The sequence below is a fragment of the Kitasatospora sp. NPDC034035 genome, assembly GCF_055575755.1.
The window spans coordinates 21,607-46,255 of the sequence record NZ_JBVISA010000045.1; the positions used below are offsets into that span (position 1 = coordinate 21,607).

A 24,649-nucleotide genomic window follows, 5' to 3' on the forward strand; every position below is an offset into this window, starting at 1 on the left:
ACCACGTGCCTCCCCGACCAAGCGGGGGTGCAAAGCCGACAGCCGTCGCACCAGGGAGAAGCCCCATGGCCACTGCAGCCAATCCGTCCATCACTGCGCAGAGCCGCGCGAACGCGCTGCGTGAAGCGCTCGCCACGAGGGTGGTGGTCGCCGACGGTGCGATGGGCACCATGCTCCAGGCGCAGGACCCGACGCTGGAGGACTTCCAGAACCTCGAAGGGTGCAACGAGGTCCTCAACATCACCCGGCCCGACATCGTCCGCTCCGTCCACGAGGCCTACTTCGGCGTGGGCGTGGACTGCGTGGAGACCAACACCTTCGGCGCGAACTTCTCCGCGCTCGGCGAGTACGAGATCCCCGACCGGATCTTCGAGCTGTCCGAGGCCGGCGCCCGGATCGCCCGCGAGAGTGCCGACGCGCACAGCGCCGCGGACGGCCGCACCCGCTGGGTGCTCGGCTCGATCGGCCCCGGCACCAAGCTGCCGACCCTCGGCCACGCCCCGTACGAGACGCTGCGCGACGGCTTCCAGCAGAACGCGGCCGGCCTGATCGCCGGTGGCGCCGACGCCCTGCTGGTCGAGACCAGCCAGGACCTGCTGCAGACCAAGGCCGCCATCCTGGGCTCCAAGCGCGCCCTGGCCGAGGCCGGGCTGGACCTGCCGGTGCTGGTGCAGGTGACGGTGGAGACCACCGGCACCATGCTGCTCGGCTCCGAGATCGGCGCCGCGCTCACCGCGCTGGAGCCGCTCGGCGTGGACTACATCGGCCTCAACTGCGCCACCGGCCCGGCCGAGATGAGCGAGCACCTGCGCTACCTGGCCAAGAACGCCCGGATCGGCCTGTCCTGCATGCCGAACGCGGGCCTGCCGGTGCTCGGCAAGGACGGCGCCCACTACCCGCTCAGCCCGGTCGAGCTGGCCGACGCGCACGACGTGTTCACCCGCGAGTACGGCCTCTCGCTGGTCGGCGGCTGCTGCGGCACCACGCCCGAGCACCTGCGCGCCGTGGTCGAGCGGGTCCAGGGCCGCGAGATCGCCGTGCGCGATCCGCAGCCCGAGCCCTCGGCGGCCTCGCTGTACCAGGCGGTGCCGTTCCGCCAGGACACCTCGTACCTGGCGATCGGCGAGCGCACCAACGCCAACGGCTCGAAGAAGTTCCGCGAGTCGATGCTGGCCGGCGACTGGCAGGCCTGCGTGGAGATCGCCCGTGACCAGATCCGGGACGGCTCCCACCTGCTGGACCTCTGCGTGGACTACGTCGGCCGCGACGGCGTCGCCGACATGAAGGAGATCGCCGGCCGCCTGGCCACCGCCTCCACCCTGCCGATCGTGCTGGACTCCACCGAGCCGCCGGTGCTGCGGGCCGGCCTGGAGGCCCTCGGCGGCCGCGCGGTGCTCAACTCGGTCAACTACGAGGACGGCAACGCCCCCGACTCGCGCTTCGGCCGGATCGCCTCGCTGGCGCGCGAGCACGGTGCCGGCCTGATCGCGCTGACCATCGACGAGCAGGGCCAGGCCCGCACCGCCGACGCCAAGGTGGAGATCGCCGAGCGGCTGATCGCCGAGCTCACCGCCGACTACGGCATCGACGAGGGCTCGATCCTGGTCGACTGCCTCACCTTCACCCTGGCCACCGGCCAGGAGGAGTCCCGCCGGGACGGCATCGAGACCATCGAGGCGATCCGCGAGCTCAAGCGCCGCCACCCGAAGGTGCAGACCACGCTCGGCCTGTCCAACATCTCCTTCGGCCTCAACCCGGCCGCCCGCGTGGTGCTCAACTCGGTCTTCCTGCACGAGTGCGTGGAGGCCGGCCTGGACTCGGCGATCGTGCACGCCTCCAAGATCCTGCCGATCTCCCGGATCCCCGAGGACCAGCGCGAGACCGCCCTCGACCTGGTCTACGACCGCCGCCGGGACGGCTACGACCCGCTGCAGCGCCTGCTGGAGCTGTTCGAGGGCGTCTCCTCGGCCTCGGTCAAGGCATCCAAGGCCGAGGAGCTGGCCGCGCTCCCGCTGGAGGAGCGGCTGCAGCGCCGGATCATCGACGGCGAGCGGAACGGCCTGGAGGCCGACCTGGACGAGGCGCTGGCCGGCCGCCCGGCACTGGAGATCATCAACGACACCCTGCTGGCCGGCATGAAGGTGGTCGGCGAGCTCTTCGGCTCCGGCCAGATGCAGCTGCCGTTCGTGCTCCAGTCCGCCGAGGTGATGAAGACCGCGGTGGCCCACCTGGAGCCGCACATGGAGAAGTCCGACAACGAGGGCAAGGGCACCATCGTGCTGGCCACCGTCAAGGGCGACGTCCACGACATCGGCAAGAACCTGGTCGACATCATCCTGTCCAACAACGGCTACAACGTGGTCAACCTGGGCATCAAGCAGCCGGTCTCGGCGATCCTGGACGCCGCGCAGGAGCACAAGGCGGACGTGATCGGGATGTCCGGCCTGCTGGTGAAGTCGACCGTGATCATGAAGGAGAACCTGGAGGAGCTCAACCAGCGCAAGCTGGCCGCGAGCTACCCGGTGATCCTCGGCGGCGCTGCGCTCACCCGGGCCTACGTCGAGCAGGACCTGCACGAGATCTACGAGGGCGAGGTCCGCTACGCCCGGGACGCCTTCGAGGGCCTGCGGCTGATGGACGCGCTGATCGCGGTCAAGCGCGGCGTGCCCGGCGCGACCCTGCCCGAGCTCAAGCAGCGCCGACACGCCCGGGTCGAGGTGGAGGAACCGGAGCCCGAGGTCAACCTCGGCCAGATCCGCTCCGACGTCACCGTCGACAACACCGTGCCCACCCCGCCGTTCTGGGGCGACCGGATCGTCAAGGGCATCCCGTTCGCCGACTACGCCTCCTGGCTGGACGAGGACGCGCTGTTCAAGGGGCAGTGGGGCCTGAAGGCCGCGCGCGCCGGAGACGGGCCGTCGTACGAGGAGCTGGTGGAGACCGAGGGCCGGCCGCGGCTGCGGGCCTGGCTGGACCGGCTGCAGACCGAGGGCTGGCTGGAGGCGGCCGTGGTCTACGGCTACTACCCGGCCAACTCCAAGGGCGACGACCTGATCGTCTTCCACGAGGACGGCACCGAGCGCACCCGCTTCACCTTCCCGCGCCAGCGGCGCGGCCGTCGGCTCTGCCTGGCCGACTTCTTCCGCCCGGAGGAGTCCGGCGTGCGGGACGTGGTCGGCCTGCAGGTGGTCACCATGGGCAACCGGATCTCGGAGGCGGCCAACGAGCTGTTCGCCGGGAACTCCTACCGCGACTACCTGGAGCTGCACGGCCTGTCGGTGCAGCTGGCCGAGGCGCTGGCCGAGTTCTGGCACGCCCGGGTCCGCTACGAGCTGGGCTTCTCCGGCGAGGACCCGCAGGACGTCAAGGACATGTTCGCGCTCAAGTACCGGGGCGCCCGCTTCTCCCTCGGCTACGGGGCCTGCCCGGAGCTGGAGGACCGCGCCAAGATCGCCGAGCTGCTGAAGCCCGAGCGGATCGGCGTGGTGCTCTCCGAGGAGTTCCAGCTGCACCCGGAGCAGTCCACCGACGCGATCGTGATCCACCACCCGGAGGCGAAGTACTTCAACGCCCGGTAATCCCTCCGTCCCGCTCCGTTCGCTCTTTCCGGACGAAGCGGGCGTATCCTGGATGATCCTGAACGGGCCGGTCCGCTCACCAGCGGGCCGGCCTGTGCCATCCCCGGGTGCGCCCGGGGCCTGCCGGAAGGATCCCACCATGACCACCAGCTCCACCGCCACCCGTGTCCTGGACCACGGGGACGACCGCGGTCTGCAGGCGGTGCTGCTGGACATGGACGGGACGCTGGTGGACACCGAGGACTTCTGGTGGCAGGCCGAGGTCTCGCTCTTCGCCGAGCTGGGCCACGAGCTGGACGAGGCGGACCGCGCCCATGTGGTCGGCGGCCCGATGACCCGGGTGATGGACTACCTGGTCGCCCGGACCGGGGTGGACATCGCCCCGGCCGACCTGGGCGTGCTGGTCAACCAGCGCTTCGTGGACCTGCTGGCCGGCGGCGTACCGCTCATGCCGGGCGCCGAGCGGCTGCTCAACACCCTTGCCGCGCACGGGATCCCGGCCGCCATGGTGTCCGCCTCGCACCGGCACGTGATCGACATCGTGCTCCGTTCGCTGGGCGCCCACCACTTCGCCTTCACCATCGGCGGGGACGAGGTGCCGCGCACCAAGCCGTTCCCGGACCCGTACCTGGAGGCGGCCCGCCGGCTGGGTGCGGAGCCGGCTCGATGCGTGGTCGTCGAGGACACCCCGACCGGGGTGCGCGCGGGCGAGGCGGCCGGCTGCCCGGTGATCGCGGTGCCCTCGGTGGCGGCGATCGAGCCGGCCCCCGGGCGGCTGGTGCTGCCCTCGCTGGAGCAGGTCGACCTCGACCTGTTGCGCTCGCTGGTCGCCTCGCGGGTCTGACGGACCGCCAGTTTGAGTGTGATTGTCATCTCATTGCGGCCTGCCCCTACCGGCCGGTAAGCGGCTCGACGGCGCTCCGACTCGGGGGGATCGGGGGAGAAAAAGGGCATTGCCTGACATCTCGTCGAGCGCGCCGGGATGCCCTGAACCGCCGTGTCCCAAACGTCATCTGCGCGGGTATCGGTCGTGCGTGTTCGATATGGCACGCTACTCGGGTTTCGTGCCACCGATAAGGACGCGCCCCGTGAAGACTTCAGCTGAACGCCTCGCAGTACTCGGCTGTGCCGGTCTGGTCGCCGTGACGGTGGCCGGCTGCGGATCGGTGACCGACGCCGTCAAGGGGGACAGCGGCAAGTCGATCACCATGGGCACCGCCCAGCTGACCGGCGTGCTGGACCCCGCGGTCTCCTACGACTCCGGCTCCTGGCTGGTCATGCGCAACGCCTTCCAGTCGCTGCTGACCTTCCCGGCCGCGGCCAGCACGCCCACCCCGGACGCCGCGCAGTCCTGCGAGTTCACCGGCGGCGATGCCACCGAGTACCACTGCACCCTGCGGCCCGGGCTGAAGTTCTCGAACGGTCACCCGCTGACCGCCGAGGACGTGGTCTTCTCGATCGAGCGCACCAAGAAGATCAACGACGACGGCGGCCCGGTCTCCCTGCTCTCCTCGATCAAGTCCGTCGAGGCCAAGGGCGACACCGAGGTGCTGTTCCACCTCGCCACGCCCGACGCCACCCTGCCGGCCAAGCTGGCCAGCCCGGCCGGCGCCATCGTGGACCACCAGGTCTTCCCGGCCGACAAGGCCCTGTCCAACGACAAGGTGGTCGGCTCCGGCCCGTACCGCATCGACTCGGTCGAGATGGCGGGCAAGCAGCTGGGCAAGGTCGTGCTGACGCCCAACGACAAGTACGGCGGCGACGCCAAGCTGCGCAACACCAAGTTCACCGTGCGGTACTTCGACAAGGCCGAGGACCTGAAGGCCGCGCTGGACAAGGGCGACGTCGACCTCACCGACAACAGCCTGGAGCCGAACACCGCCGCCCAGATCCGCTCCGACCAGCAGGGCGGCAAGACCGACCTCCAGGTCACCGAGGGCGACAGCAACGACACCCGCTCGCTGGTCTTCAACACCAAGGACCCGGTCGGCGGCAACGTCGCGGTCCGCCAGGCCGCCGCGCAGCTGATGGACCGCAAGGCGCTCGCCCGCGACGTCTTCGCCCGGACCGTCCAGCCGCTGTACGCGATGGTCCCGGCCGGCGTCACCGGCCACACCACCGCGTTCTTCGACCGCTACGGCGACCAGGACGTGAACAAGGCCAGGAAGTACCTCACCGACGCCAAGGTCCAGACCCCGGTCAAGCTCACCCTCACCTGGTCCCGCTCGCGGGCCGGCAGCAACGAGGCCGACACGCTGAAGAAGCAGTTGGAGACCGGCGGCCTCTTCCAGGTCACCGTCCAGCAGGAGCCGGACTGGGAGGCCTTCAAGAAGGGCTGGGTCGACAGCAAGTACCAGGCGTACGTCATCGGCTGGTTCGCCGACTACCCGGACCCGGACAACTACATCGCCCCGCTGCTGGTCAACGGCGGTGCCTACCACCACGGTTGGGACGACCCGCAGATCAGCGGGAAGCTGGTGCCGGAGGGCCTCAAGCAGGCCGACCGCAGCGCCGCCGCGCCCGGCTACGCGCAGATCCAGCAGATCGAGGCCGTCAGCGTGCCGCTGATCCCGCTGTACCAGAACAAGGCCTTCTACGCGGCGCGTTCGTACGTCACCGGCGTCGAGGCCACCGTCGACACCACCGGCTTCTTCCGCTTCTGGGAGATCGGCCGGACCGGCAAGTAGCACACGGACGACGGCGGCCCGTCCGCTCCCCACATCACCACGGGGAGCGGACGGGCCGCCGTCACGTTTCTGCGGGCCACCGCGCGGTGCGGGAGGGGCCGCAGGAGGGGACCGCTACAGCGCGCCCGGGCGCACCAGCCCGCTCTCGTAGGCGTACACCGCCGCCTGCACCCGGTCGCGCAGCTGGAGCTTGGTCAGCACATGGCCGACGTGGGTCTTCACCGTGGTCTCGCTGACGAACAGCTCCGCCGCGATCTCCGCGTTCGACAGCCCGCGCGCCACCAGCTTCAGCACCTCCAGCTCGCGGTCGGTCAGCGCGCCCAGCGCCTGCGGCGGCGTCTCGTCGCCCGACGGCAGCTTGGTGGCGTACATGTCCAGCAGCCGGCGGGTGATGCTCGGCGCCAGCATCGCCGCGCCGTCCGCGACCACCCGGATCGCCTGCACCAGCTCCTCGGCCGGGACGTCCTTCAGCAGGAAGCCGCTGGCGCCCGCGCGCAGGGCCTCCACCACGTACTCGTCCAGGTCGAAGGTGGTCAGCACCAGCACCTTGGCCGGGCCGTCCCGCCCCGGGCCGGCGATCCGCCGGGTCGCCTCGACACCGTCCATCCTCGGCATCCGGATGTCCATCAGCACCACGTCGGGCTGCAGCGCCCGCACCTGGTCCAGCGCCTGCTGACCGTCGCCGGCCTCACCGACCACCACCAGGTCGGACTCGGCCTCCAGGATCATCCGGAAACCGGTGCGCAGCAGCGGCTGGTCGTCGACCAGCAGCACTCGGATCGTCACTAGGACTCCTTGCTCCTCGGATCCCCCGTGGGATCGTCCTCATCAGACGTACGGGCCAGCGGCAAGGGGTACGGCGGCGGAGTACCGCCGAACTCCGGGCAGCTGGCCTGGTGGTCGCACCAGTCGCAGAGGCGGTTGCGGGTGGCCGGGAAGTCCCCGGTGGCCACCGCGTGGCCGATCCGCTCCCACAACGCCCGCAGCTTGCGCTCCACCGCGAGCAGATCGGCCTGGTCCGGGTCGTAGCTGACCACGTCCCCGCCCCCGCCGAGGTAGACCAGCTGGAGGCGCTTGGGGATCACGCCCTTCCAGCGCCACACCACCAGTGCGTAGAACTTCATCTGGAACATCGCCTTGCCCTCGAAGTCCCGCAAGGGCGCCCGGCCGGTCTTGTAGTCCACCAGCCGGACCTCGCCGGTCGGGGCGACGTCCACCCGGTCGATGTAGCCGCGCAGCAGCAGCCCCGAGTCCAGGGCCGTCTCCACGTACAGCTCCCGCTCCACCGGATGCAGCCGGGTCGGGTCCTCCAGCCGGAACCACTGGCCGACCAGCTTCTCGGCGTCCGCCAGCCAGCGGGTGAGCGCCGCGCCGTCCGGGTCGTCCGGGAACAACGAGCCCAGCTCCGGCCGTTCACCCAGCAGCCGCTCCCACTGCGGGCGCAGCAGGCCCAGTGCCCGTTCCGGCGTGCGCTCGGCCGCCGGGCTGTCGAACAGCCGCTCCAGCACGGCGTGCACCAGGGTGCCCCTGGTGGCCGCCGAGCTCGGCGGCTCGGGCAGCCGGTCGATCACCCGCAGCCGGTACAGCAGGGGACAGGTGAGGAAGTCCCCCGCCCGGGACGGGGACAGGCCGGTCGGCGCCGCCGCCGGGCGCACCGGGGCCCCGGTGACGCTGGTGGTGTCGGTCTGCTGCATGACTACGACCCTATTGCCCTTTGCTGTCATCCCGCTGCCACCGTGCTGCCACCGAGGCGCGCGCAGGCCGCGCAGTGGGTATGAAGGCAGCAGGAGGGGCGCGCGGCCCCGGAGTGCCACGATCACGTAGCGTGGGCGCACCGGGGCACGACGGGGGCGACGACCGAAGGGATCACGGTGAGCGACAGCAGGGGGCAGCAGACCTCCGACCAGCCACCGCAGGACGACCGCGGGCGCCCGGCCGGGAAGCCACCGGAGCGCCGCGGCGGCCTCCTGATGGGCCGGCCCTTCGGCGTGCCGATCTACGTCACCCCCTCCTGGTTCGTCATCGCCGCGCTGATCACCTGGGTGTTCGGCGGACAGCTGGGCGACGTGCTGCCCGACCTCGGCGGCGCCCGCTACCTGGTCGCCTTCTCCTTCGCGGTCGCCTTCTACGCCTCCGTCCTGGTGCACGAACTCGCCCACACCCTGGTCGCGCTGCGCTACAAGCTCGGGGTGCGGCGGATCCAGCTGCAGTTCTTCGGCGGCGTCTCCGAGATCGAGAACGAGGCCACCACGCCCTGGCGCGAGTTCTGGCTGGCCTTCGTCGGCCCGCTGCTCTCGCTGGCGCTCGGCGGCCTGTTCTACCTCGGGGTGCGGGCCGTGGAGCTGTCCACCGTCCCCGGGGTGCTGCTCACCGGTCTGATGGTGTCCAACCTGGTGGTCGCCGCCTTCAACCTGCTGCCCGGCCTGCCGCTGGACGGCGGACGGATGCTGCGCGCCCTCGTCTGGGCGATCACCGGCAAGCCGATGACCGGCACGGTGGCCGCCGCCTGGGTCGGCCGGGTGCTGGCGGTCGCCGTGCTGTTCGGCCTGCCGCTGGTCAGTGCCGCCCGCGGGGTCGAGCGCACCACCACCGACACCCTGGTGGACGCGGTGCTGGCCGCCGTGCTCGCCGCGATCATCTGGAACGGCGCCACCGGCAGCGTGCGCAACGCCCGGCTCAAGGAGGCGCTGCCCGGCCTGCGGCTGCGCGACTTCGCCCGCCGGGCCGTCGAGGTCACCGCCGACACCCCGCTCGGCGAGGCGATGCGCCGCGCCCGCGAGGCCGAGGCCGGCGCGGTGGTCGTGGTGGACGGCCGGGGCGAGCCGATCGCGATCGTGCGCGAGTCCGCGGTCCGGGCCGTACCCGAGCACCGCCGCCCCTGGGTGGCCGTCGGCCCGCTCGCCCGCGACCTCGAGCCCGGGCTGCGGCTGGACGCCGACCTGCACGGCGAGGACCTGCTGCGGGCCGTCCAGACCACCCCGGCGGGGGAGTACCTGGTGGTCGAGGCGGACGGCCGGGTGTACGGCGTCGCCGCGCTCAGCGACATCGAGCGGCGGCTGACCGCCGCCGTCGCCGGGAAATGATCACCGTGGTCGGGCGGGAGGCTCCGCTTCCCTTAGGATTGTCCGTATGTCCGAACCGACCGGTGCCGCCCGCCGACGCGGGCCCTTCCAGGTCGGGGACCAGGTCCAGCTGACCGACCCCAAGGGTCGCCACTACACGTTCACGCTCCAGGCCGGGAACCAGTTCCACACCCACAAGGGTGCGTTCCCGCATGACGAGCTGATCGGCGCTCCCGAAGGCACGGTCGTGCGCACCACGGGTAACGTCCCGTACCTCGCGCTGCGCCCCCTGCTCCCCGACTACGTCCTGTCCATGCCCCGCGGCGCCGCCGTGATCTACCCCAAGGACGCGGGGCAGATCCTGGCGATGGCCGACATCTTCGCGGGTGCCCGCGTGGTCGAGGCCGGCGTCGGCTCGGGCGCGCTCAGCATGTACCTGCTGCGCGCCGTCGGCGAGCACGGCATGCTGGCCTCCTACGAGCGCCGGCAGGACTTCGCCGACATCGCCCAGGGCAACGTCGAGCGCTACTTCGGCGGGCCGCACCCGGCGTGGAAGCTCACCGTCGGCGACCTCCAGGACAACCTGGTCGAGTCCGACGTCGACCGCGTCCTCCTCGACATGCTGGCCCCCTGGGAGTGCCTGGACGTCGCCTCCAAGGCGCTCGTCCCCGGCGGCCTCATCTGCTGCTACGTGGCCACCACCACGCAGATGTCCAAGACCGTCGAGGCGCTGCGCGACCACGGCACCTTCACCGAGCCGCAGGCCTGGGAGACCATGGTCCGCACCTGGCACCTGGAGGGCCTCGCCGTCCGCCCGGACCACCGGATGATCGGCCACACCGGCTTCCTGCTCACCGCCCGCCGCCTGGCCGACGGCGTCGAGCCGCCGCTGCGCCGCCGCCGCCCCGCCAAGGGCGCGTACGGCGAGGACTACGACAGCGGGGCGCCCGAGCCGAGCCTGCAGGAGCGCGCCGCCGCCCGCAAGGCCGCGCGCGGCGAGGACGACCAGCCCGACCTGGGCTGAGCCCGCACACCACGCAGGGGTGGCACGAGCAATCTCGTGCCACCCCTTGGCATTTCCGTCGACCGGGTGTGGGACGATGCTCGCTCACGCAGACCAGCTCCTGGAGCTCTGGAGGGGACGCCTGGTGGAGACCGCGGTCGGGACGACGGCGACGGCTGGACAGCAGACACCGCGGGGCCGCACCCGGCCCGCGCACGTGCGCACCGCCCCCTGGCACTGGGCCCTCGCCCTGGCCGGCTGCGGCGCGGTCGTGGGCGCCGCCCTCGCCGCGTCCCCGGCGACGGGCACCCCGGTGCCCGCCCACGGCACCCCCAAGGCCCTCGCCGCGAGCGCGGCCCCCGACCCGGCCAAGGCCCAACTCCCGATCGACTGCGGCCCGTTCCCGGTCACGACGGCGCTCAGCGTGCCCGCCGAGCTGGGCGACGGACGCCCCGGCACGGTGGTCGCCGCGCACTGCGCCGCCGAGACCGGCACCCCGCCGGACGCCGTCTTCCTGCTCGGCTACGGCCCCGGCGACCGCCCGACGGTGCTGGCCACCCTGCTCACCGAGCGCGAGAACCTCACCGTGAGCCGGCTCGCGGTGCGCTCCGACGGCGCCATCACCGGCCGCGCGCAGGGGTATTCGAGCGAGGACGTGCCGCGCTTCCGGCCCGACATCTCACTCGAACTCACCTGGACGCACCGGGGCGGCGGCTGGGAACGCTCCCAGACCACCGCCCCGCTCAGCCAGACCTGAGGCTGCTATTCGCCCGCTCGCCTCCGGGGCGCTTGGACCCGGTGCCGACGGTCGGCGCTCCCTCGCTCGTGCCTCGCTCCCTCGCTTCTCCCTTTCGGCACCGGCGCGCCCCTTCGGCTCGGGGCGGGAGTTCGCCCGCTCGCCTCCGGGGCGCTTGGACCCGGGGCCGACGGTCGGCGCTCCCTCGCTCGTGCCTCGCTCCCTCGCTTCTCCCTTTCGGCACCGGCGCGCCCCTTCGGCTCGGGGCGGGTCGCCCGCTCGCCCGTGACGCCGCTCGGGGCGGGTCGCCCGCTCGCCTCCGAGCCGGAGGGCGGTTACTCACTCCGCGTCAGGTCCGTACACCTCGACCCGGTCCGCGGCCCGGCGCACGTGGATGCAGTCGCCGGGGCAGTCCTTCACCGAGTCCACCACGTCCTGAAGGAGCGTCAGCGGCACCGGGACGGTCTCCCCGGGTTGCTGGCGCAGCTCGTCGTCCGACCCCTTCACGTAGGCGAGGCCGTCGATGTCGAGCTCGAAGACCTCCGGTGCGTACTGGACGCAGATGCCGTCGCCGGTGCACAGATCCTGGTCGATCCACACCTCCAGCTCCTCGGTCGTCGCCGCCGTCTGCTCGGTCACCGACATGGTCCCCTGCCGTTTCTGTCCCGGGTCGCCCATTTCTGGGAGCAATCCCGCCATTCGTACAACGATCGGACCTCGAGTCGTGGTCGCGATCGGATATCACTTCGCTCGACGATACATCTGGCCCGCTTTGGGCGGTGCGCGGTGGGTATCCCCTTAGCAGAGGGGAAGCACGCTGGGGCGAAGATCGGACACGCCCGTTCCATCTTTCTTGATCTAGGGGTTTACGGACCCCTGGTCCCAGGTAGGGTCTGGAAGCGTCCAGCTCCCCGGAGGAGGTGAGGACCGTGGCAGCCCACGATGACGACTACAACCGCAGCACCGGCAGGCCCGCTCGTGGTTCCGACGAGGCCGCTCAGGTCTCGTACCTTGAGCAGGAAATCGCCGTGCTGCGCCGCAAGCTCGCCGACTCGCCGCGCAATTCGAGAATCCTCGAAGAGCGGATCGTCGAGCTCCAGACCAACCTGGCCGGCGTGACCGCCCAGAACGAACGGCTCGCCTCCACCCTGCGTGAGGCCCGCGACCAGATCGTGGCCCTCAAGGAGGAAGTGGACCGGCTGGCACAGCCCCCGGCCGGCTTCGGCACCTTCCTCGAAGCGAACGAGGACGGGACCGCGGACATCTTCACCGGCGGGCGCAAGCTCCGCGTGAACGTCAGCCCCAACGTCGCACTCGACGAACTGCGGCGCGGCCAGGAAGTGATGCTCAACGAGGCCCTCAACATCGTGGACGCGATGGCCTTCGAGCGCATCGGCGAGATCGTCACCCTCAAGGAGGTCCTGGAGGACGGCGAGCGCGCCCTGGTTCTCGGCCACACCGACGAGGAGCGCGTGGTGCGCCTCGCCGAACCGCTGCGCGACCTCACGATCCGGGCGGGGGACGCCCTGTTGCTGGAGCCCCGCTCCGGCTACGTGTACGAGGTCGTGCCGAAGGCCGAGGTCGAGGAGCTGGTCCTCGAAGAGGTCCCGGACATCGACTACCGCCAGATCGGCGGCCTGAGCAACCAGATCGAGCTGATCCGCGACGCGGTCGAGCTGCCGTACCTGCACGCCGACCTCTTCAAGGAGTACGAGCTGCGCCCGCCCAAGGGCGTCCTGCTCTACGGCCCGCCCGGCTGCGGCAAGACGCTGATCGCCAAGGCGGTGGCCAACTCGCTGGCCAAGAAGGTCGCCGAGGTCACCGGCCAGCCCCAGGGGAAGAGCTACTTCCTCAACATCAAGGGCCCCGAGCTCCTCAACAAGTACGTCGGCGAGACCGAGCGGCAGATCCGCCTGGTCTTCCAGCGGGCCCGGGAGAAGGCGAGCGAGGGCACGCCCGTCATCGTCTTCTTCGACGAGATGGAGTCGCTGTTCCGCACCCGCGGTTCCGGCGTCAGCTCGGACGTGGAGAACACCATCGTCCCGCAGCTGCTCGCCGAGATCGACGGCGTGGAGGGCCTGGAGAACGTCATCGTCATCGGCGCCTCCAACCGCGAGGACATGATCGACCCGGCGATCCTGCGGCCCGGCCGCCTGGACGTCAAGATCAAGATCGAGCGCCCGGACGCCGAGGCCGCGAAGGACATCTTCTCCAAGTACCTCAAGGACTCGCTGCCGTTCCACCCGGACGACCTCAAGGAGCACGACAGCTCCGTCGGGGCCACGGTGGCCGCGATGATCCAGTCGGTGGTGGAGCGGATGTACTCCGAGACCGAGGAGAACCGCTTCCTGGAGGTCACCTACGCCAACGGTGACAAGGAGGTCCTGTACTTCAAGGACTTCAACTCCGGCGCGATGATCCAGAACATCGTCGACCGCGCGAAGAAGATGGCCATCAAGGACTTCCTCGACCACGGTCAGCGCGGTCTGCGCGTCTCCCACCTGCTCGCCGCCTGCGTGGACGAGTTCAAGGAGAACGAGGACCTCCCGAACACCACCAACCCGGACGACTGGGCCCGCATCTCCGGCAAGAAGGGCGAGCGGATCGTCTTCATCCGCACGCTGGTCACCGGCAAGCAGGGCGCCGAGTCCGGCCGCTCGATCGACACTGTCGCCAACACGGGGCAGTACCTGTAAGCACGCGGTTACCCGGGCCGACAGCGGTCCCCGGAGCTGTACGCACACCGTCCGGCTGTGGCGCCTCGCGGCCCCGCAGCCGGACGGCGCGTCTCGGGGCCCGCCGATCGGGGCCGGGTTCTAGGCTCGACCCACCGTCCGCGGTCAGATGGCCGGCGCCGGTGTTGTCCAGCGGTACGTCAGCGTGTTCCGCCCGCCGGGGGCGGCGCACCGGGCAAGGAGGGCCGCATGACCGTACGGCGCGTGATGGGCATCGAGACCGAGTACGGGATCTCCGTGCCCGGGCACCCCAACGCCAACGCCATGCTCACCTCGTCCCAGATCGTCAACGCCTACGCGGCGGCGATGCACCGGGCACGGCGGGCCCGCTGGGACTTCGAGGAGGAGAATCCGCTGCGCGACGCGCGGGGCTTCGACCTGGCGCGCGAGGTGGCGGACGCCAGCCAGCTGACCGACGAGGACATCGGCCTGGCCAACGTCATCCTCACGAACGGGGCCCGGTTCTACGTGGACCACGCGCATCCCGAGTACAGCTCGCCCGAGGTGACCAACCCGCGCGACGCCGTGCTGTGGGACAAGGCCGGCGAACGGATCATGGCGGCCGCCGCGCAGCGCGCGCTCGAGCTGCCCAACGGGCAGAACATCCACCTGTACAAGAACAACACCGACAACAAGGGCGCCTCCTACGGCACCCACGAGAACTACCTGATGAAGCGGGCGACGCCGTTCGCCGACATCGTCCGCCACCTGACCCCGTTCTTCGTCTCCCGCCCGGTGGTCGCCGGGGCCGGCCGGGTCGGCATCGGCCAGGACGGCTCGGCGCACGGCTTCCAGCTCAGCCAGCGGGCGGACTACTTCGAGGTCGAGGTCGGCCTGGAGACCACCCTCAAGCGCCCGATCATCAACACCCGGGACGAGCCGCACGCCGACGCCGAGAAGTACCGCCGACTGCACGTGATCATCGGGGACGCCAACCTCTCCGAGATCTCCACCTACCTCAAGCTGGGCACCACCTCGCTGGTCCTGTCGATGATCGAGGACTCCTTCATCGCCTCCGACCTCGCCGTCGACCAGCCGGTGCGCACCCTGCACCGGGTCTCCCACGACCCGACGCTCAAGTACCTGATCACCCTGCGCAACGGGCGCAAGCTCACCGCCGTCCAGCTCCAGCTCGAGTACTTCGAACTGGCCCGCAAGTACGTCGAGGACCGCTTCGGCACCGACGCGGACGAGCAGACGGTGGACGTGCTGACACGCTGGGAGGACGTCCTGGGCCGGCTGGAGCGCGACCCGATGTCGCTCTCGAAGCAGCTGGACTGGGTCGCCAAGCGGGAGATCCTGGAGGGCTACCGCAGCCGGGACGCCCTGGAGTGGGACAACCCGAGGCTGCACCTGGTCGACCTCCAGTACAGCGACGTGCGGCCCGAGAAGGGCCTCTACAACCGCCTGGTGGCCCGCGGGCGCTTCGAGCGGCTGCTGACCGAGGACGAGGTCGAGCGGGCCGTCTCCAAGCCCCCGGAGGACACCAGGGCGTACTTCCGCGGGCGCTGCCTGGAGCAGTACGCCGAGCACGTCGCGGCGGCCTCCTGGGACTCGGTGATCTTCGACCTGCCCGGCCGGGACTCGCTGCAGCGGGTGCCCACGCTGGAGCCGCTGCGCGGCACCCGCAACCACGTCAAGGAGCTGCTGGACCGCTGCCGCACGGCGGAGGACCTGCTCCGGGTGCTGTCCGGCGGGTAACTTTTCGATCACCACGGGTGAACGTCCGCCGAATGGGAATCATCCGGGGTGGCAGCGGGTGTTGGACAGGAAGCGCCACCGGCAAACCGGGAGCGGCAGTCGCACCTTGTGTATAGGGTCGGTGTCAACCGGCAACGACCCTACCGACCAAACCGTGCCAGACGAATCGAGCGGGGTGAGGGAAATGGCGAGCAAGGACACCGGCGGCGGCCAGCAGCGGGCAAACCGTTCCTCCGAGGAGGTCGAGGAGCAGGCCGCGGAAACGCAGAATTCCGACGACCTCAAGGAACGCCAGGAAAAGCTGGGCGACGACGTCGACGCGGTGCTGGACGAAATCGATGAGGTCCTGGAATCGAACGCGGAAGATTTCGTGCGCGGCTTCGTGCAGAAGGGCGGGCAATAGTCCGGTCCCGGTATTCGGGAATTCACGTCGTGACCGTCGAGGGCGGTCGGGCGGCACTCGCCGCCCGGCCGTCCGGCACCTCACCTCCACGCCCGGGCAGTGATCGTCGGGCGGGTAGGGTGCGGGCAGCGCGCGCTTCAAGCTACCTGGAAGGAATCGTGTGGAAGCCAACACTCTCGGCACCGGGCGTCTACCGGCTGCCTTCCTGACCCCGGGGTCGTCCTCGTTCCTCGACTTCCTCGCCGAGCACAGGCCGGAGCTGATCCCCGGCCACCGCGGGCTCCCCGAGGGCTCCGTGGTCGAGGCCCCGCACGGCACCACGATCGTGGCCGCGATCTTCGACGGCGGCGTGGTGATCGCCGGTGACCGCCGGGCGACGATGGGCAACGTCATCGCCCAGCGCGACATCGAGAAGGTCTTCCCGGCCGACGAGTACAGCGCGGTCGGCATCGCCGGCACCGCCGGCCTCGCGGTCGAGATGGTCCGGCTCTTCCAACTGGAGCTGGAGCACTACGAGAAGATCGAGGGCACCACGCTCTCCCTGGAGGGCAAGGCGAACCGCCTCACCAGCATGATCCGGGGCAACCTGGGCATGGCGATGCAGGGGCTCGCGGTCGTGCCGATGTTCGCCGGCTACGACCTGGACCTCGGCCGCGGCCGGATCTTCAACTACGACGTCACCGGCGGGCGTTCCGAGGAGCGCGGCTTCGCCGCCACCGGCTCGGGCTCGGTCTTCGCCCGCGGCTCGATGAAGAAGCTCTACCGCGACGGCCTGACGGCCGACCAGGCCGTCACCCTGGTCGTCCAGGCGCTCTACGACGCGGCGGACGACGACTCCGCCACCGGCGGTCCGGACCTCTCCCGCAAGATCTTCCCGATCGTCTCGCTGATCACCGAGGACGGCTTCCGCCGGCTCACCGAGGCGGAGGTCGCGGAGGTCGCCGTCGCCATCACCGACGAGCGCCTGATCCACCCCAATGGCCCGCAGGCCCCGCTGATCTAGCCATCACCTCACAGGAAGGGGACGACCGCCGGTGTCGACACCGTTCTACGTCTCACCCCAGCAGGCCATGGCGGACCGCGCGGAGTACGCCCGCAAGGGCATCGCGCGCGGCCGCAGCGTGGTCGTGCTCACCTACGCCGACGGCATCGTCTTCGTCGCGGAGAACACCTCCAGAGCGCTCCACAAGGTCTCCGAGATCTACGACAAGATCGCCTTCGCGGCGGTCGGGCGCTACAACGAGTTCGAGAACCTGCGCATCGGCGGCGTCCGCTACGCCGACCTGCGCGGCTACTCCTACGACCGGGCCGACGTCACGGCCCGGGGCCTGGCCAACGTGTACGCCCAGACCCTGGGCACCATCTTCTCCTCGGTCGGGGACAAGCCGTACGAGGTCGAGCTGATCGTGGCCGAGGTCGGCCGCGGCGCCGACAACGACCAGATCTACCGGCTGACGCCGGACGGCTCGGTCGTCGACGAGAAGAACTACGTGGTGGTCGGCGGCAACGCCGACTCGATCGGCAACTACCTCGGCCAGCGCCACCGCGTCGGCCTGAGCCTCACCGAGGCGGTCAAGGTCGCGGTCGACTCGCTCGCCCGCGACCCCAACGGCGGCAGCCCGCGCAGCCTCACCCCGGAGCAGCTGGAGGTAGCGGTCCTCGACCGCCAGCGGTTCCAGCAGCGCAAGTTCAAGCGGATCCTCGGCAACCAGCTCAGCCGACTGCTCGACGGAGACCAGTCCGCCGAGTCGGACGACGAGGACACCCCGGCGGGTACCACGCCGGAGTAGCAGTGCCTGCGGAGTCCCGTACGGCGGCCGGACCGCCGTCGTACGGGACTCCGGTGCCCCTGCGACGGCCCGGCCGTCGTGGAGGCGGTTTCGGACAGCTCCGACAAGAATGGAGTGCTCATGGACCGCCGGATCTTCGGGCTGGAGAACGAGTACGGCGTGACCTGCACGTTCCGCGGGCAGCGGCGGCTGTCGCCGGACGAGGTCGCGCGGTACCTGTTCCGCCGGGTCGTCTCCTGGGGCCGCAGCAGCAACGTGTTCCTGCGCAACGGCGCCCGGCTCTACCTCGACGTCGGCTCCCACCCCGAGTACGCCACCCCCGAGTGCGACGACGTGGTCGAGCTGGTGACGCACGACAAGGCGGGCGAGCGCATCCTCGAAGGGCTCCTGGTGGACGCCGAGCGGCGGCTGCACGAGGAGGGCATCGCGGGGGACGTCTACCTCTTCAAGAACAACACCGACTCCGCCGGGAACTCCTACGGCTGCCACGAGAACTACCTGGTGGCCCGGCACGGCGAGTTCTCCCGGCTGGCCGACGTGCTGATCCCCTTCCTGGTCACCCGCCAGCTGATCTGCGGCGCCGGCAAGGTGCTGCAGACCCCGCGCGGCGCGGTGTTCTGCGTCAGCCAGCGCGCCGAGCACATCTGGGAGGGCGTCAGCTCCGCCACCACCCGCTCGCGGCCGATCATCAACACCCGGGACGAGCCGCACGCGGACGCCGAGCGCTACCGCCGGCTGCACGTGATCGTCGGCGACTCCAACATGTCCGAGACCACGACGCTGCTCAAGGTCGGCGCCACCGACCTGGTGCTGCGGCTGATCGAGGCCGGCGTGGTGCTGCGCGACCTCACCCTGGAGAACCCGATCCGGGCGATCCGCGAGGTCAGCCACGACCTCACCGGCACCCACCAGGTGCGGCTCGCCAACGGCCGCGAGGCCAGCGCGCTGGACATCCAGGAGGAGTACTACAGCAAGGCCCTGGAGTTCGCCGACCGCAAGGGCATCAACACCGGCACGATCGCCCGGGTCCTCGACCTGTGGGGCCGCACCCTGGAGGCCGTCCGCAGCGAGCGGCTGGACGGGGTCGCCACCGAGATCGACTGGATCATGAAGTACAAGCTCATCGAGCGCTACCGCGAGAAGCACCAGATGAGCATGTCCAACCCGCGGGTGGCCCAGATCGACCTCGCCTACCACGACATCCACCGCCGTCGCGGTCTGTTCTACCTGCTCCAGGGCAAGGGCCAGGCGCAGCGGATGACCACCGACCTCAAGACCTTCGAGGCCAAGTCGATCCCGCCGCAGACCACCCGGGCCCGGCTGCGCGGGGACTTCATCCGCCGGGCGCAGGAGCAGCGCCGGGACTTCACGGTGGACTGGGTGCACCTGAAGCTGAACGACCAGGCGCAGCGCACGGTGCTGTGCAAGGACCCGTTCCGTTCGGTGGACGAGAGGGTGGAGAAGCTCATCGCGGGGATGTGATGCCCCGATCGTGATCAAGGCGTCGTGATCACGGTGCGGCCGGCCCCGGTGGTGTCTACCGGGGCCGGACGCATGCCGGGCATACGCTGTCCGTCGAGTCAGGAGAGCCGACTTCGACCGACAGTTAGGACCACCGTGCGCCGCAACGCCGGTTTGCTACTCACCCTGCCGTTGCTGCTGGCGGTCGCCTGCAGCAGTACCCCCAAGGCGGCCGGTCCGGCGACGCCGTCCGCGGCGAGCGCCGCCCCGACGGTGCCGGCGCCGGTCGGCGAGGCGTCGCCGATGCCCACCCTTTCGGGGGGCGGATTCGGCAGCAAGGCCACCATCACCATCCCCGAGGGGCAGCAGCCCAGCGGCCAGTTCGTGGTGAACACGGTCAGCGAGGGCGAGCGCTCGACCGTCAACAAGGGCGACTGGGTGACGGTCAACTACACCGCGAAGGACTGGACCACCGGCAAGGACCTGCCCAGTTCGTACGACCCGGGCGGGAAGCCGCAGCTCTACCAGGCGGGCAGCGGGCAACTGGTGCCGGCGTTCGACCAGAGCGTGATCGGCAAGAAGGTGGGCACCCGGCTGCTGGTGGTGGCCCCGCCGGCGGCGGCCTTCGGCGATCAGGGCTCCGGCCAGCTGGGCGTCAACAAGAACGACACCGTGGTGTTCGTGCTGGACATCATGGAGAGCCTGCCGCAGGACTCCACGCTCACCGGGAACATGACCCAGCCGGCCGCGACGCTGCCGCAGGTCAAGGACAACGGCAAGGCGCCGGTGACGATCACGATCCCGGCCGGTCAGGCCGCGCCCACCGACCTGCAGCAGGCGGTGCTGATCAAGGGCGAGGGCAAGCAGGTCAAGAGCGGGCAGACCCTGGTGGTGCAGTACACCGGGGTGCTGTGGAGCAATGGCCAGCAGTTCGACTCCTCCTGGACGCACGGCGGCGCGCAGGCGGTGCAGATCGGCACCGGCAGTGTGATCGAGGGCTGGGACAAGGGCCTGGTCGGGCAGAACGTGGGCAGCCGGGTCCTGCTCGTGGTGCCGCCCGCGCTCGGGTACCAGGACAAGCCGCAGGGCGCGGTCCCGGCGAACTCCACGCTGGTCTTCGTGATCGACATTCTGGAAGCGGTCTAGGAAGTCACCCGGAAGATTCCGTACGCTTGGGCGGACGCTCGTACAACGAAGCGTCCGCCCTCATCCTGAGCTGTCATACTGCCCTCGCGCTGTGGCAGGCGCCGCCCGGCGCCAGGTCGGGGGCGGGCCGTGCGGCGGCAGGCCGGCGCTCAGCACGCCGGGCGCAGACCTGAAAGACCTGTGGCGAGATGGATGGGGAGTCATGACTGAGAAGACGCCGAGCCCGGGCGGGGCCGGCACCGCGGCGAACGACAGCTCTGCGGGTGACCCGGCCGCCTCTCGCCCCGGCGGCCCGCTTCCGGGGGACGGCGAGTCGATCGTCGTCCCGCCGTCGATCCTGAAGCAGCAGGCCGGCTGGGCGCAGCCCGGCGAGGCGCCGCGTGCCGCGGGCGGGACCAAGACCGACGACACCCCGCAGATCTTCGCCTCCAACGTGCGCAAGGCCGACACCTCCGAGGCCGGGTACGACGAGAACCCGCCCGGCGTCGGCCGGCTCGGTGTGATCCTCGGCACGGTGCTGGCCGTTCTGCTGGCCGGCAGCGCCGTGACGCTGTACATGGTCAACAAGGACGGCAGCAAGGACACCAACGCCGCCCAGCCGGACGCCGCCAAGACCGCGCCGCCCACGCCGAGCGCCGAGCCGGTGCCGCCGATCAAGGACAGCGCCAAGGTGCTGCCGACCGTCACCGGCGACTTCGGTAAGAAGGCCGACATCCAGGTGCCGGGCGAGGCGTCGGACGGCACCTTCGTGGTCAAGGTGCTCTCCGAGGGCACCGGCGCCAAGGTGGACAAGAACTCCTGGACCTCGGTGGACTACACCGCCAAGGACTGGAACACCGGCAAGGACATCCCGAGCTCGTACGACGCGGACGCCAAGCCGCAGATCTTCCAGGCGGGCACCGACTCGCTGATCCCGGCGCTGGACCAGGCCGTGATGGGGAAGAAGGCCGGCAGCCGGCTGCTGGTGGTGGCCCCGCCGGCCGCCGCGTTCGGCTCCCACGGCAAGGCCGACATGTCGATCGGGCCCAAGGACAACCTGATCTTCGTGATCGACATCCGCAACGCCAACGCGCCCGACTCGACGGTCAGCGGCACGGTCACCCCGCCGCCGGCGGACTTCCCGCAGGTCAAGGACAACGGCAAGAAGCCGGCCGACATCACGCCGGTGGCCGGTGCCAAGGACCCGACCGAGCTGAAGAGCCACGTCCTGATCAAGGGCACCGGGCCGAAGGTGGAGAAGGGCGAGAAGATCGTCGTCCAGTACACCGGCGCGCTGTTCAAGGACGGCAAAATGTTCGACTCCTCGCTCGGCAAGGGCCAGGCGTACGCCTTCCCGCTCGGCGGCGGCCAGGTCATCCCGGGCTGGGACCAGGGCCTGGAGGGCCAGACCGTGGGCAGCCGCGTCGAGCTGGTGGTCCCGGCGGCGCTGGGCTACGGCGACAAGGGCCAGGGCGACATCCCGCCCGGCGCGACGCTGGTCTTCGTGGTGGACATCCTGGACGCCGGTCAGGGCTGATCCACTTTCGGGTGACAATGGTGGAGTGTGACCTTCGGGTCGGAATGCAACGCGAAACGTGAGAAGAGGGACTGTGAGCGTCAACCTCAACGAGAAGCCCGAGATCGACTTCCCGATCGGCGACGCCCCGACGGAGCTGCAGATCCGCGACATCGTCGTCGGTGACGGCGCGGAGGCCAAGAAGGGTCAGAACGTCAGCGTCCGCTACGTCGGCGTGACCTTCGAGACGGGCGAGGAGTTCGACGCCAGCTGGAACCGGAGCCCGAACGAGTTCCGCTTCCCGCTGGGTGCCGGCCGCGTCATCAAGGGCTGGGACCAGGGCGTCGTCGGCATGAAGGTCGGCGGTCGCCGCGAGCTGACCATCCCGTCGCACCTGGCCTACGGCGACCAGTCGCCGACCCCGCTCATCCCGAAGGGCTCGACCCTGATCTTCGTGGTCGACCTGCTGGCTGTCTGAGCCTGCTCGCGCCGTGGGCCGGACCCCTCCGGGGGCCCGGCCCACGGGCATGTCCGGGCCCGGCGGGCACGGCTCCGGGACCGGGTGTGGGACGCCGCTTTTGCACTGCGTACCGCTACCGGTACGGTCGGTCCCGCCGGGTGGTGATCGCCCGGTTGGCGCACCCCGCGCGCGGCGCGGCACACCGGAAGGGTCAGCGATGGCGATCGCCAAGGCAGAGCGGCTGATGAATCTCGCCCTGTGCCTGATGAACACCAGACGTCCGCTCTCCAAGAAGGAGCTGCGGGAATCCATCGAGGCGTACCGCGAGGCCTGGCAGGGCAGCAGCGAGGACGCCTTCAACCGGATGTTCGAGCGGGACAAGGACGACCTGCGCGAGCTCGGCCTGGTGATCGACGTCGACGAGAGCGCCCTGGACGGCGAGCTGGGCTACCTGGCCCGCGCCGACCGCAACCGGCTGCCCGAGATCGCGCTGGACGCCGAGGAGGCGGCCGCGCTGACCCTGGCCGCCCGGGTCTGGCAGCAGGCCAAGATGTCCGGCGCGGCCAGCGGCGCGCTGCAGAAGCTGCGCGCGGCCGGGGTGCCGTTCGCCGAGCCCGAGGGCCGTACCGCCCTGGAGCCGCGCATCCCCGCCCGGGAGGCCGCGTTCGAGCCGCTGCTCACCGCCGCCCGGGACCGCCGTCCGGTCACCTTCGAGTACCGCAAGGCCGGCGCCGCCGCCGTCGAGCAGCGCAGCGTCGAGCCGTGGGCGCTGGAGTGCTGGCGCGGGCACTGGTACCTGGCCGGGTACGACCGCGACCGCGGCGACGCCCGGGTGTTCCGGCTCAGCCGGATCACCGGCAAGGTGCGGGCCAAGAACGGGGCCTTCCTCGGCACCGTGCCCGAGCACGTGGACGTCCGGGCCACCGTGGCGAAGTTCGCGGGGGAGGGCGCCACCGCCACCGCGACCGTCCGGGTCCGCCGGGGCGCCGGCTTCCCGCTGCGCACCAAGGCGCTGAACAGCACCCGGGTGGACGAGGTCTGGGACGAGCTGGAGATCCCGTACGGCAACGGGCTGGGCGCCGACCTGGCGGAGTTCGGGCCGGACGTGCTGGTGCTCGGGCCGGAGGAGCTCCGGGCGGATGTGGTCGACCGGCTGCGGGCGGTCGCGGGTATCGAGGTGGACGCATGAGCAACGCCATTGACCAGACGCGACGGATGCTGTCACTGGTCACCTATCTGCGTGAGCGGCCGGGGGCCGAGGTCGCCGAGGTGGCCCGGGCCTTCGGGATCAGCGAGCGCGAGCTGATCGGGGACCTCAACGTGCTGCCGATGTGCGGCACCAGCTTCCGCGGCGGCGACCTGCTCGACATCGACACCGACGGCGAGCGGATCTGGTGGCACAACGTCGACGACGTGGCCCAGCCGCTGCGGCTGGCCGCCGACGAGGCGACCGCGCTGCTGGTGGCCGCCCGCGCGGTGGCCGGGCTGCCCGGGCTGCGGGCCGGGGACCGGGAGGCGCTCACCCGGGCCGTCGCCAAGATCGAGAACGCGGCGGGGGAGAGCGCCGAGGGCAGCGCCCGGGTCGGCGTGACCTTCGAGGCGGAGAGCCACGTCTTCGCCGACATCGACCGCGCGCTCAGCGAGGGCCGCCGGCTCTGGCTGCGCTACTACTCGCACGGGCGCGGCGGGATGACCGAGCGCGAGGTCGACCCGATCCGGCTGCTCACCGAGGGCCACACCTACCTCGAGGCCTGGTGCCGCACCTCCGAGGACCACCGGATGTTCCGGCTGGACCGGGTTGCCGAGATCCGCGTCCTGGACGTCCCGGCCGACCCGCCCCGGCGCGAGCCGCGCGACCTGAGCGGCGGGCTGGTCAACCCGGCGGCGGACGACCCCGAGGTGGTCGTCGAGGTCTCCTCCGGTGGCCGCTGGGTGGCCGAGTACTACACCCACGACCGGGCCGAGGAACTGCCCGACGGTGGGCTGCGGATCACCCTGCGCAGCGCCGACCCCTCCCAGCTGCGCCCGCTGGCGCTGCGGCTGGGCCGGGACGGCCGGATCGTCTCGCCGCCCGAACTGGCCGAGCAGGCGCGCTGGGCTGCGCGGGAGGCGCTGGCCGCCTACGGGGAGGGGCAGGTCTGAGCGGTGGAACCCGGGACCAGATTCAAGGTGTACTGCTCGGAGTGCCGGGAGAAGGTGGAGCTCCCGGCCGAGGAGTTCCGGCTCACCCTCGGTCGCACCCCCGCCCAGGCGCACTACAGCTTCGGCTGCCCGCTGTGCGGGGCGGCGGTGCGCAAGCCGGCCGGGGAGAAGATCGTCGAGGCGCTGGTCGGGGCCGGGGTCCGCACCATGCGGCTCGTCCCGGCCGAGGGGTAGGGCCCGTATAGGGTGG

Annotated in this window: 21 protein-coding genes; 18 read left to right on the plus strand and 3 right to left on the minus strand. The window is 70.9% G+C overall.

What is annotated here, in order from left to right; translation table 11 throughout:
* Nucleotides 1-65: 65 nt before the first annotated feature.
* The 3 genes from metH to ACZ52J_RS38510 all read left to right on the plus strand — a co-directional run bounded on the left by metH (nt 66) and on the right by ACZ52J_RS38510 (nt 6,265).
* Nucleotides 66-3,578: a methionine synthase gene (gene metH / locus ACZ52J_RS38500; RefSeq protein ID WP_465625556.1), complete on the plus strand. Its 3,513-nt coding sequence runs from the start codon at nt 66-68 to the stop codon at nt 3,576-3,578.
* A 139-nt stretch (nt 3,579-3,717) separates the two neighbouring features.
* A complete protein-coding gene (locus ACZ52J_RS38505) occupies nt 3,718-4,422 on the plus strand; it encodes an HAD family hydrolase (protein ID WP_465625557.1) in 705 nt (234 codons plus the stop codon).
* A 244-nt stretch (nt 4,423-4,666) separates the two neighbouring features.
* Nucleotides 4,667-6,265 carry an ABC transporter substrate-binding protein gene (locus ACZ52J_RS38510; RefSeq protein ID WP_360498236.1) on the plus strand — a complete coding sequence of 533 codons (1,599 nt, stop codon included), beginning with the start codon at nt 4,667-4,669 and terminating at the stop codon, nt 6,263-6,265.
* Between the two features lie 114 nt (nt 6,266-6,379).
* Here the strand turns inward: ACZ52J_RS38510 and ACZ52J_RS38515 are convergent, their stop codons facing one another.
* Nucleotides 6,380-7,051 carry a response regulator gene (locus tag ACZ52J_RS38515; RefSeq protein ID WP_465625559.1) on the minus strand — a complete coding sequence of 224 codons (672 nt, stop codon included), beginning with the start codon at nt 7,049-7,051 and terminating at the stop codon, nt 6,380-6,382.
* The gene (locus ACZ52J_RS38520) at nt 7,051-7,959 is read right to left on the minus strand and encodes a RecB family exonuclease (protein ID WP_465625560.1); all 909 of its coding nucleotides are present in this window, start codon (nt 7,957-7,959) and stop codon (nt 7,051-7,053) included. Before ACZ52J_RS38520 ends, ACZ52J_RS38515 begins: the two co-directional genes overlap by 1 nt.
* Nucleotides 7,960-8,136: 177 nt before the next feature.
* Between ACZ52J_RS38520 and ACZ52J_RS38525 the strand changes: the two genes are divergently transcribed.
* From ACZ52J_RS38525 to ACZ52J_RS38535, 3 genes are all read left to right on the plus strand, one after another.
* The gene (locus ACZ52J_RS38525) at nt 8,137-9,348 is read left to right on the plus strand and encodes a site-2 protease family protein (RefSeq protein ID WP_360498242.1); all 1,212 of its coding nucleotides are present in this window, start codon (nt 8,137-8,139) and stop codon (nt 9,346-9,348) included.
* 46 nt (nt 9,349-9,394) lie between these two features.
* Nucleotides 9,395-10,351 (plus strand): tRNA (adenine-N1)-methyltransferase, encoded by a 957-nt coding sequence (locus ACZ52J_RS38530; protein ID WP_360498244.1) that lies wholly within the window; start codon nt 9,395-9,397, stop codon nt 10,349-10,351.
* Nucleotides 10,352-10,427: 76 nt separating this feature from the next.
* Nucleotides 10,428-11,087, plus strand: a complete 660-nt coding sequence (locus tag ACZ52J_RS38535; RefSeq protein WP_465625561.1) for a hypothetical protein — start codon at nt 10,428-10,430, stop codon at nt 11,085-11,087.
* Between the two features lie 318 nt (nt 11,088-11,405).
* Here ACZ52J_RS38535 and ACZ52J_RS38540 read toward each other — a convergent pair whose 3' ends face one another.
* Nucleotides 11,406-11,711: a ferredoxin gene (locus ACZ52J_RS38540; RefSeq protein ID WP_360498248.1), complete on the minus strand. Its 306-nt coding sequence runs from the start codon at nt 11,709-11,711 to the stop codon at nt 11,406-11,408.
* A 284-nt stretch (nt 11,712-11,995) separates the two neighbouring features.
* Here ACZ52J_RS38540 and arc point away from each other — a divergent pair, with 284 nt between their 5' ends.
* The 12 genes from arc to ACZ52J_RS38600 all read left to right on the plus strand — a co-directional run bounded on the left by arc (nt 11,996) and on the right by ACZ52J_RS38600 (nt 24,633).
* Nucleotides 11,996-13,762, plus strand: a complete 1,767-nt coding sequence (gene arc, locus ACZ52J_RS38545) for a proteasome ATPase (protein WP_360498250.1) — start codon at nt 11,996-11,998, stop codon at nt 13,760-13,762.
* A gap of 228 nt (nt 13,763-13,990) precedes the next feature.
* The gene (dop, locus tag ACZ52J_RS38550) at nt 13,991-15,502 is read left to right on the plus strand and encodes a depupylase/deamidase Dop (RefSeq protein ID WP_360498252.1); all 1,512 of its coding nucleotides are present in this window, start codon (nt 13,991-13,993) and stop codon (nt 15,500-15,502) included.
* Nucleotides 15,503-15,686: 184 nt separating this feature from the next.
* Nucleotides 15,687-15,905, plus strand: a complete 219-nt coding sequence (locus ACZ52J_RS38555; RefSeq protein ID WP_280681804.1) for a ubiquitin-like protein Pup — start codon at nt 15,687-15,689, stop codon at nt 15,903-15,905.
* A gap of 160 nt (nt 15,906-16,065) precedes the next feature.
* Nucleotides 16,066-16,908 carry a proteasome subunit beta gene (gene prcB / locus ACZ52J_RS38560; protein ID WP_465625562.1) on the plus strand — a complete coding sequence of 281 codons (843 nt, stop codon included), beginning with the start codon at nt 16,066-16,068 and terminating at the stop codon, nt 16,906-16,908.
* A gap of 31 nt (nt 16,909-16,939) precedes the next feature.
* Nucleotides 16,940-17,695, plus strand: coding sequence for a proteasome subunit alpha (gene prcA, locus ACZ52J_RS38565; protein ID WP_360498256.1), 756 nt, complete (start codon nt 16,940-16,942; stop codon nt 17,693-17,695).
* A 120-nt stretch (nt 17,696-17,815) separates the two neighbouring features.
* Entirely contained in the window at nt 17,816-19,177 is a 1,362-nt protein-coding gene (gene pafA, locus ACZ52J_RS38570) for a Pup--protein ligase (protein ID WP_360498258.1), read from the plus strand.
* 135 nt (nt 19,178-19,312) lie between these two features.
* A complete protein-coding gene (locus tag ACZ52J_RS38575; protein ID WP_465625563.1) occupies nt 19,313-20,302 on the plus strand; it encodes an FKBP-type peptidyl-prolyl cis-trans isomerase in 990 nt (329 codons plus the stop codon).
* 202 nt (nt 20,303-20,504) lie between these two features.
* Nucleotides 20,505-21,818: an FKBP-type peptidyl-prolyl cis-trans isomerase gene (locus ACZ52J_RS38580; protein WP_360498262.1), complete on the plus strand. Its 1,314-nt coding sequence runs from the start codon at nt 20,505-20,507 to the stop codon at nt 21,816-21,818.
* A gap of 73 nt (nt 21,819-21,891) precedes the next feature.
* On the plus strand, nt 21,892-22,275 hold the full coding sequence (locus tag ACZ52J_RS38585; protein WP_360498264.1) for an FKBP-type peptidyl-prolyl cis-trans isomerase: 384 nt from the start codon (nt 21,892-21,894) through the stop codon (nt 22,273-22,275).
* A 199-nt stretch (nt 22,276-22,474) separates the two neighbouring features.
* Entirely contained in the window at nt 22,475-23,446 is a 972-nt protein-coding gene (locus ACZ52J_RS38590; protein ID WP_465625564.1) for a helix-turn-helix transcriptional regulator, read from the plus strand.
* Nucleotides 23,443-24,399, plus strand: coding sequence for a helix-turn-helix transcriptional regulator (locus ACZ52J_RS38595; protein WP_465625565.1), 957 nt, complete (start codon nt 23,443-23,445; stop codon nt 24,397-24,399). The genes ACZ52J_RS38590 and ACZ52J_RS38595 overlap by 4 nt, the downstream gene beginning before the upstream one ends.
* Nucleotides 24,400-24,402: 3 nt before the next feature.
* A complete protein-coding gene (locus ACZ52J_RS38600; protein WP_360498270.1) occupies nt 24,403-24,633 on the plus strand; it encodes a hypothetical protein in 231 nt (76 codons plus the stop codon).
* The last annotated feature ends 16 nt before the right edge of the window (nt 24,634-24,649 follow it).